The 8737-nt window shown below is 50.9% G+C and carries 1 protein-coding gene; it reads left to right on the top strand.

Translation table 11 applies throughout. The features are described 5' to 3' along the window. Positions 1-8716, top strand: an 8716-nt coding sequence (locus IT393_11020) for a putative Ig domain-containing protein (GenBank protein MCC7203175.1), incomplete at its 5' end; no start/stop codon positions are given. Between the last annotated feature and the right edge of the window lie 21 nt (positions 8717-8737).

Here is an 8737-nt window from a genome sequence, read left to right as displayed (position 1 = left end):
GGCCGGCCTTACCCTTAACAGTGCCACGGGGGTTATCAGCGGGACGCCGACTGCTGCAGGGACATCAAACTTCACGGTACAGGCCACAGATGCCAACGGCGCTGCTGCTACAAAGGCACTGGCAATAGCGATATATTCAGGTATATCTGTAACCACCACATCCCTGATTGACGGAACGGTTGCTCTGACATACAACCAGACGCTCAGTGCTGCAGGCGGCAAGACCCCGTATAGCTGGGCGATCTCAGCCGGGGCCCTTCCTGCCGGCCTGACACTAAACAGCGCGACAGGTGCAATCAGCGGTACGCCTGCAGCGGCAGGCACAAGTAATTTCACGGCGCGTGTAACAGATGCAAACGGGGCGACTGCAAATCAGGCATTGTCTATTACGGTCTATGCAGCGCTGTCAGTTACAACGGCTTCGCTGGCAGACGGCACTGTTAATCTTGCCTACAGTCAGACACTGGCTACGAGTGGTGGAAAGTCTCCCCTGACATGGAGCATAACCTCAGGCGTTCTGCCTGCAGGGGTAAGCCTTGACAGTGGTACCGGGGTTATAAGCGGCACACCTACTGCCGGCGGGACAAGTAACTTTACCGTTCAGGTGGTTGATGCGAACGGCGCAGTCAGTACCCGGACATTGGCAATAACTATTTTTACGTCTCTTGCTGTTAGTACCTCATCGCTTGCAGACGGTACTGCCAACTGGGCCTATAGTCAGACGCTCGCAGCAGCAGGCGGCAAGACACCTTTTGCGTGGTCGCTCACAGCAGGCACACTCCCTGCCGGCCTGACACTAAACAGCTCAACCGGCGTTATAAGCGGGACGCCGACTTCGGCCGGTACAGCCAACGTCACGGTACAGGTTACTGACTCCAACGGTGCAACAGCCACACAGGCATTGTCAATTACAATATTTACAGCATTGTCGTTTAACACGTCATCACTGCCGGATGGTACAGTGAGCCTTGCCTACAGCCAGACACTTGCTGCAGGCGGAGGCAAGACCCCGTATGTCTGGAGTGTTGTTTCAGGAAGCCTTCCCGCAGGTCTTGCCCTTAACAGCACGACCGGTGTAGTGGGCGGGACACCGACTGCTGCAGGGATAAGCAATTTTACTTTGAGGGTTGCCGATTCCAACGGAGCTCAGGCTGACAGTGCCCTGTCTATTAACATTTTTACTGCCTTATCCATCACGACAGCATCTCTTGCAGATGCTACAGTGAACCTTCCGTACACCCAGACACTGGTATCAACAGGCGGCAAATCGCCGGTTGCATGGACGATACCGGTTGGTAACCTGCCGGCAGGTTTGACGCTAAACAGCGCGACAGGTGTGATAAACGGCATACCCACGACACCCGGTACATCCAATTTTACTGTGCGTGTAACTGATGCCAATGGCGCAACAGCCAATCAGTCCTTTGCAATTACGGTCTATGCAGGTCTGTCTGTTACAACAACCTCGCTTTCCGACGGTACTGTAAACCTGGCATATAACCAGACACTTGCAGCGAGCGGCGGCAAGACACCGCTGAACTGGTCCGTCATAACCGGGACTCTTCCGGCAGGTCTGAATCTTAACAGCAGCACCGGGGTGATAAGCGGTACGCCGTCATTGGCCGGGACAAGCAATTTTACAGTCCAGGTGACAGATGCCAATAGTGCCACAGCGACCAGGGCCCTCTCAATTATGATATATACTGCACTGTCACTGACTACGACATCTGTCAATAACGCCACTGTCAGCGCAGCATACAGTCAGACACTGGCTGCAACAGGCGGCAAGAGCCCGTATGTATGGAGCATCCCTGTTGGCACACTTCCTGCTGGTCTTGCCATAAACACCTCTACTGGTGTGATAAGCGGGACTCCGACTGCCCAGGGTACATATAACTTTACGGCACAGGTACAGGATGCAAACGGTGCCATTGATACCAGGCCTCTGACTATAGTGGTTAATCAGGCGCTTTCTATAACAACAACCACTCTGGCTGATGGGACGATTGCCCTCGCCTACAGCCAGACAGTTTCAGTCTCGGGAGGCATGTCGCCATTTACATGGTCAGTAATAGTTGGTGCACTGCCTTCAGGATTGTCATTAAACAGCAGCACAGGGGTTATTTCAGGTACACCTTCTGCAGCAGGTACATCCAACTTCACATTACAGGTGGTTGATGCCAATAGTGCAGTAGCAACGAAGTCTCTGAGCATAACAATCTATTCTGCCCTGTCAATTACAACAGCATCACTTCCGGCAGGGACAAGGACAGCGCCTTATAGTCAGACTGGAGCCGCATCAGGTGGAAAACCGCCGCTCACATGGAGTATTGCATCCGGCGCCCTGCCTGCCGGATTGACACTAAACAGCGCTACAGGAGTGATATCAGGGACTCCTTCAGCAGTGGGTACTGCCAGCTTTACCCTGCAGGTTCAGGACTCAAATAGTGCAATCTCAACAAGTGCCCTCACGATCCAGATTAATGAGGTCCCTGCCATTACAACCGCATCCCTCAGCTCCGGGACTGCCGGCGTCTCCTATAATCAGGCGATCATCTATACAGGCGGTACAGTGCCTGTAGTATGGAGCATAATCGCAGGGACACTGCCTGCGGGTCTTGCCTTTAACAGCAGTACCGGCGTTATTTCGGGCACTCCTACAGTCCGCGGTACAAGTAACTTTACCGTCCAGGTTGCTGATGCATACAATATCACGGGCAGCAGGGCATACTCGATTGTTGTTTCCGCTGCAAGTCCTTCAAAGGCAAACATACTTGCATCGAAAACAACAATTACAGCAAACGGCACAGACAGTGCGACACTTACGGTCACTGTGTATGATGCCTACGATAATCTTGTCGGAGACGGTACAACGGTTACTGTTACGACGACCAATGGCACGGTGACAGGTTCAACTACGACGGTAAACGGTGTCGTATCAAGGGCTATCACGAGTACAACAAGCGGTACAGCCGCACTTGGCGTTGAGTCACCGTCAGGGACAGCATTGACGACGGTTACAGGCAACACCTCCCTGTCATTTATGTCAGGTATACCGGCGCAGGCAAATATTTCGGCCTCAAAGACATCAATAGTCGCCGACGGTGTTGATCAGACTGTGCTGACCATTACTGTCCGTGATGCCGATGGGAACCTTGTAACAAACGGGACGACGGTTAATCTTACTTCGACACTCGGTACTGTAACCGGAAGCGGCACCACTGTTAGCGGCGTTGTTACGCGTTATTTGAGCGGTCTGGTGACAGGGACTGCTGCCATTGGTGTCGAGTCGCCATCCGGGACAGCCCTGGCAACGGTAACAGGTAATACCTCTGTTTCATTACTCCCGGGAGTCCCGGCCAAGGCAGTAGTGTCGGCGTCAAAGACTACCGTGGTATCTGACGGTTCGGACAGCAGCACCCTCACAGTTACTGTGTTTGATGCGAACAATAACCTCGTTGCAAATGGTACAACAGTTATGGTAACGACGACAGTCGGTACTGTAACCGGTAGCAGCACTACGGTTAATGGAGTTGTAACAAGGACACTTGCAAGTATATTGAGCGGAACCGGGGTGCTTGGCGTTCAGTCACCGGCCGGTTCAACACTCTCTAATGTTACAGGTAATTTAACGATTGTGTTTAATCCTGGTCCTCCGGCCCAGGCCAATATTTCTGCGTCGAAAACGACTATTATAGCCAATGGGTCCGACTCATCAACTCTGACAGTAACAGTGAGGGATGCCAGCGGCAATCTTGTACCTGATGGCACGACAGTCAGGGTTGTTACAACCATTGGTGCCATTACAGGCAGCGGTACTACCGTCTCAGGTGTAATAACAAGGACGCTTACCGGTACGGTAAGCGGGACAGCGGGCCTCAGCGTTGAATCTCCGACAGGGACCCTTTTATCTGTTATTACAGGAAACAACAGTATCGTCCTGCAGCCTGGTCCTGCTGCCGGAACGATATCCCTTACGCCTGTCCCGGGCAGTATCATTGCAAATGGTGTTACTACAAGTACTGTAACAAGCGGGGTAATTGTTGATGCATTTGGCAATACTGTACTTGATGGCTCCCTCATAACTGTAGCAACAGGCATGGGGACTATTACAACGTCTGATGCGAGCGGGTCTAATGCCGGTATCCAGGTAGCGACGAACTCCGGTATAATCAGCTTTGTTGTGCGTTCGTCCACTGTATCAGGTACGGCTGGTGTAACTGCACAGTCTGTGCTGGGGAGTGCAGCCGGCAGCACTCAGGTAGCGTTCACTGCAGGACCTCCTTCTGCAACTAACAGTTCTATGACAGCCACAACACCCGTGTTTTCTGATGGTATAAGCGCTTCAACTGTAACAATTACAGTACGGGATTCCAACATGAACCTGGTGGGTGGCGCATCCGTGGTACTCTCTTCAAACCGCGGTGTGAGCGATATAATCACACAGCCTGTTGGCGTAACTGATTCTGCAGGACAGATTACAGGGACTTTAGCTTCTACAAGTACCGGTAATGCGGTTATATCGGCAACGGTCAACGGCTCAGTTACCCTGAACCAGACCTCAACTGTGAACTTCTACAATACGAAGACCGGTTCAAATATAGTTGTTAACCCTTCTGCCGATACAACGGTAATCTTTGATACGGTCAATACAATAGGTATCACATCTTCGGTGCAGGTTGGTTCCGGCACCACTCTGCCGGCAGGTTATGTAAGCCCGGGCTATTTTGACATTGGCACCACTGCAACATACAACGGTAATGTGACGGTTTGCATCAACTATAATGAGCCGACCTATGCATCGAGGGAAGGGCTGGTAAAGCTGTTGCACAGGGAAGGCAGTGTCCTTGTTGACAGGACGACCTCGGTGAATACAGTTACCAACACCGTGTGCGGCGTGGTTACGAGCTTCTCAGAGTTTGCAACCGGAGCGACAAACGCCACAAATCTCCAGTTTACGACAGCACCTCAGACTGTAACAGCCGGATTCGTATCAGGTGTGGTTCAGATTGAAGCAAAGGATAATTATGGGTTTACAGACACAGGCTACTCAGGGACTGTGAATATCACGGGTAATTCAGCGACACTGAGGCTGGATACAAGCAGCGGAGGTGCATTCAGCCTTGGTTCTATCCCTGTCAACATGGTTAATGGTGCAGGGACATTTTATTTCAGGGATACAGTAATCGGAACGCCGACTATTACTGCAACTGATGCTGCTGCAATCCTTCTACCCGCGGGACAGCAGGAGACGATATCTGCCGGTGTGCCTTCAGGGATTATTTCGCTTACGCCGGTTCCGGCAGGTATAGTTGCCGACGGTGTGACGACGAGCACTGTGACCAGCGGAGTAATAAGGGATGTTTATGGCAACAGTGTTGCCAACGGTACACTGATTACAGTGTCAGTCAGTAACGGGACTATTACTACAGCGGACGCCAGCGGTGCATATCCTGGAATTCAGATTAGCACGATAAATGGCGTAATAAGTCTTGTTGTGCAGTCCAGTACACTGGCGGGTATTTCAAATGTTACTGCCCTGTCAGTCCAGGGGAGTGCCAGCGGCAGTGCGCAGATAACATTCCTCCCCGGCCTGCCTGCCGGTACGATATCTCTTACACCCGTGCCTGCGGCTATTGTAGCCGACGGCGTGACGACGAGCACAGTAACGAGCGGGGTAGTAACAGATGCCTATGGTAATACCGTGCTTGATGGGACGCTGATTACAGTTGCAACAGGCCTGGGTAATATAACTTCTGTGGATGTCAGCGGCGCTTACCCAGGCATCCAGAGGTCTACGGTTAATGGTGTCGTCAGTTTTGTGGTTCAGAGCGGGACATTGGCAGGTTCGGCAAATGTAGCAGCACAATCGGTAAATGGCACTGCAAGTGGAGCTACCCAGATTACCCTTCTCCCGGGCGCTCCTTACGGCGCAATAGCTCTTACGCCAAGTCCGGCAAACATTGTTGCTGACGGCTTTGAATGGAGCACAGTAACCAGCGGCGTAATAACGGATGTTTATGGTAATACGGTACTGGACGGGACTCTCGTGACTGTAGCGACTGACATGGGAAGTATAATCACTGCAGATGAAAACGGTGTCTATCCTGGTATTCAGATGGCAACTGTCAGTGGAATGATAAGCTTTGAAGTAAGATCAGGCACGGTCAGGGGGACGGCTGTTATTACTGCCTTCTCAGTATTGGGGAGTGCAAGCGGCAGCACGCAGATCAACTTCATTCCAGGGCCGCCTTACGGGACTATAGCCCTGACACCGAATCCCGCTATAATGCCGGCAGATGGGAACTCTGTGAGCACGATTGTAAGCGGTGTCATAAGGGATCTCAACAATAATACTGTCTCTGACGGAACCCTCATTACCGTTGCTTCAACAATGGGGTTGATTACATCTCCTGATGCTGACGGGGGTATTGCCGGGATCCAGGTTGCAACCAGCGGAGGCTTAATAATAGTTACCTTCAGGTCTGGTACCACAGAAGGCGTTGCAGACATCACTGCCAACTCTGTACAGGGGAGCGCCACAGGACATGCAACCATTACACTGACAAATGTCCCACCTGAGCTAAACTACCCTTCTGAGACAGGTTATGGCAGCGGAGATGCCGTTGAACCCAACAGTGGTCTCAGGAGCACTACATATACATATAAGATTGTGTACAGGGACGTCAATAATAATGCCCCGGCATTTGTCAGGATATGCATTGATGCAGTGCCGTGCACTGCCATGAGCCCTGATATGGCAGTATCAGACCCTGCCCTGCGTGATGGCAATTACAATAATGGTGAACAATATCTGTATTCAATCAGCACCCTCGTCTCAGGTGACCATGTCTACTACTTTGAGACGACCGATGGTCTGGCCTATACCAAAACTCCGCCTGCAGGAAGTCTTAACAGTCCTCATGTAAATTATCCGCCGGCACTGTCATTTTCTCCGGATCCGGGTTATGTGACCGATGGTGTTGACCCTGATACCGGAAATACTACGGCAACATTCCATTTCAGGACGGTCTACACTGATCTGGACAATCAGGCACCTTCTTCCATCAGGGTCTGTATTGATGCGGCCTGTTATGCAATGATTCCTGATTCAGCGGCATCAGTGACCCTGAGGGATGGGGATTATGTAAATGGTGAGCAATATGTGTACAGTGTCATTCTGACTGACGGAACCCACAATTATTATTTTGATTCCTCTGACGGGCTTGAGGGGGTGTTGCTGCCTCAGTCGGGAAGCCTTAGCGGCCCCATCGTAACAAACACCTATACGCCGGTTGGCCTTAATGTAGTGGTAAAGCCAGATGTAAATGTGACTATAACTTTTGATCAGGTTACTGCAGAGGGTGACACTTATGTCACCAACTCTCAGACAGGATCGCCTCTTCCATCAGGTTTCCTCCCTGGCTCACCGCCGGCATACTTTGAAATCCATACTACTGCATCGTATACAGGCAGGGTCAGGATGTGCTTCACTTATAGCGATCCGCGGTTCTTTGGTATAGGTTACGGGGGAGAGAGGGGATTGAGATGGCTCCATGTTGAGGGAGGTTATTTCAGGGACCGTACCGTTATACTTGATGTGAATAATAACTTTGTATGCGGCGATGTCTATAGTTTTTCAGAATTTTCAGCGGCTGTAGAAGAGGCCACGCTTGTAACCCTGACATCATTTAAGGCCACGGGCATGGATGGCAAGGTGCTTCTAACCTGGTCAACAGCAGCTGAGGTTGACAGCATGGGCTTCAACATATTGCGCGGACCTGCAATGTCAGGCCCCTTTACCAGAATCAATAGCTGGCTTGTAAGGTCAAAGGGCTCTCCTGTCAAGGGCATGACTTACAGCTTCGAGGACACTGGAGTGGAGAATGGGACTACGTATTTCTATAAACTTGAGAATGTTGATGTGAATGGAAAAATAAGTACGCACATGATATCTTCAGCTACCCCGTTGACACCTCCTCATGAGCAGGAGACAGGTGCGGAATCCGGACCGGGTGTCAATCCTGAAGATCAGGGGTCTGCAGGGCCAGTGGTTAAGCCTCAGGTAGCCGGCACTGGTCAGGAGCCGGCTTCTTTCATGCCTCCGATTGTGATTATGGACTCTCAGACAGGGCCTGCATCCGGTGTTAAGGATGAACAAAAGGATGGAGAGATGGCCTCAGGGGTCCTGGGTAAAGATGCTACAGGTGATGAGTTATCACACGACAGTCCTGAAAGTCCGGGAATTCAACATGCAGTTACGGAGAGGGTGCCAAAGAGTGCCTTAAAAGAACCTGACAGGGAAGAATACCCGTCTCCATCTGATTTTTCAATAAAGATAGAAGATGACAACGGTAATGAGATGAGTGTCAGACAGGTACGGGAAGGAGAGAAGGTTGAAGGACCTTTTGAAGCTGCCATAGATGAGGGCAGAAAGGTCGTCCTAAAATGGGTTTCAGCAGGCAATATTAAGGGATTTAATGTACACAGAAGGGATAGCAAGTCCGGTAAACAGGTAAAAGTTAATACCATGCCTATGCCATTCTTCGCCTCACAGTCTGGTGATAAGGGTCTTCTTTACACATTCAGGGATAATGGTGTAACAGACAACACAGTTTATGAGTATAAAATCGAAACCATATCACAAGATGGATCAGCAAAAGAATCCAAACCTGTTGAAATATCAACTAAAACTCCTGCTCCGGCAAAACAGTAATTTGCAGGCACGAAAAATGCA

It is taken from the genome of Nitrospirota bacterium (assembly GCA_020851375.1).
In the GTDB taxonomy this organism is placed as follows: domain Bacteria; phylum Nitrospirota; class 9FT-COMBO-42-15; order HDB-SIOI813; family HDB-SIOI813; genus RBG-16-43-11.
This window is presented reverse-complemented; position numbering and strand designations above follow the sequence as displayed.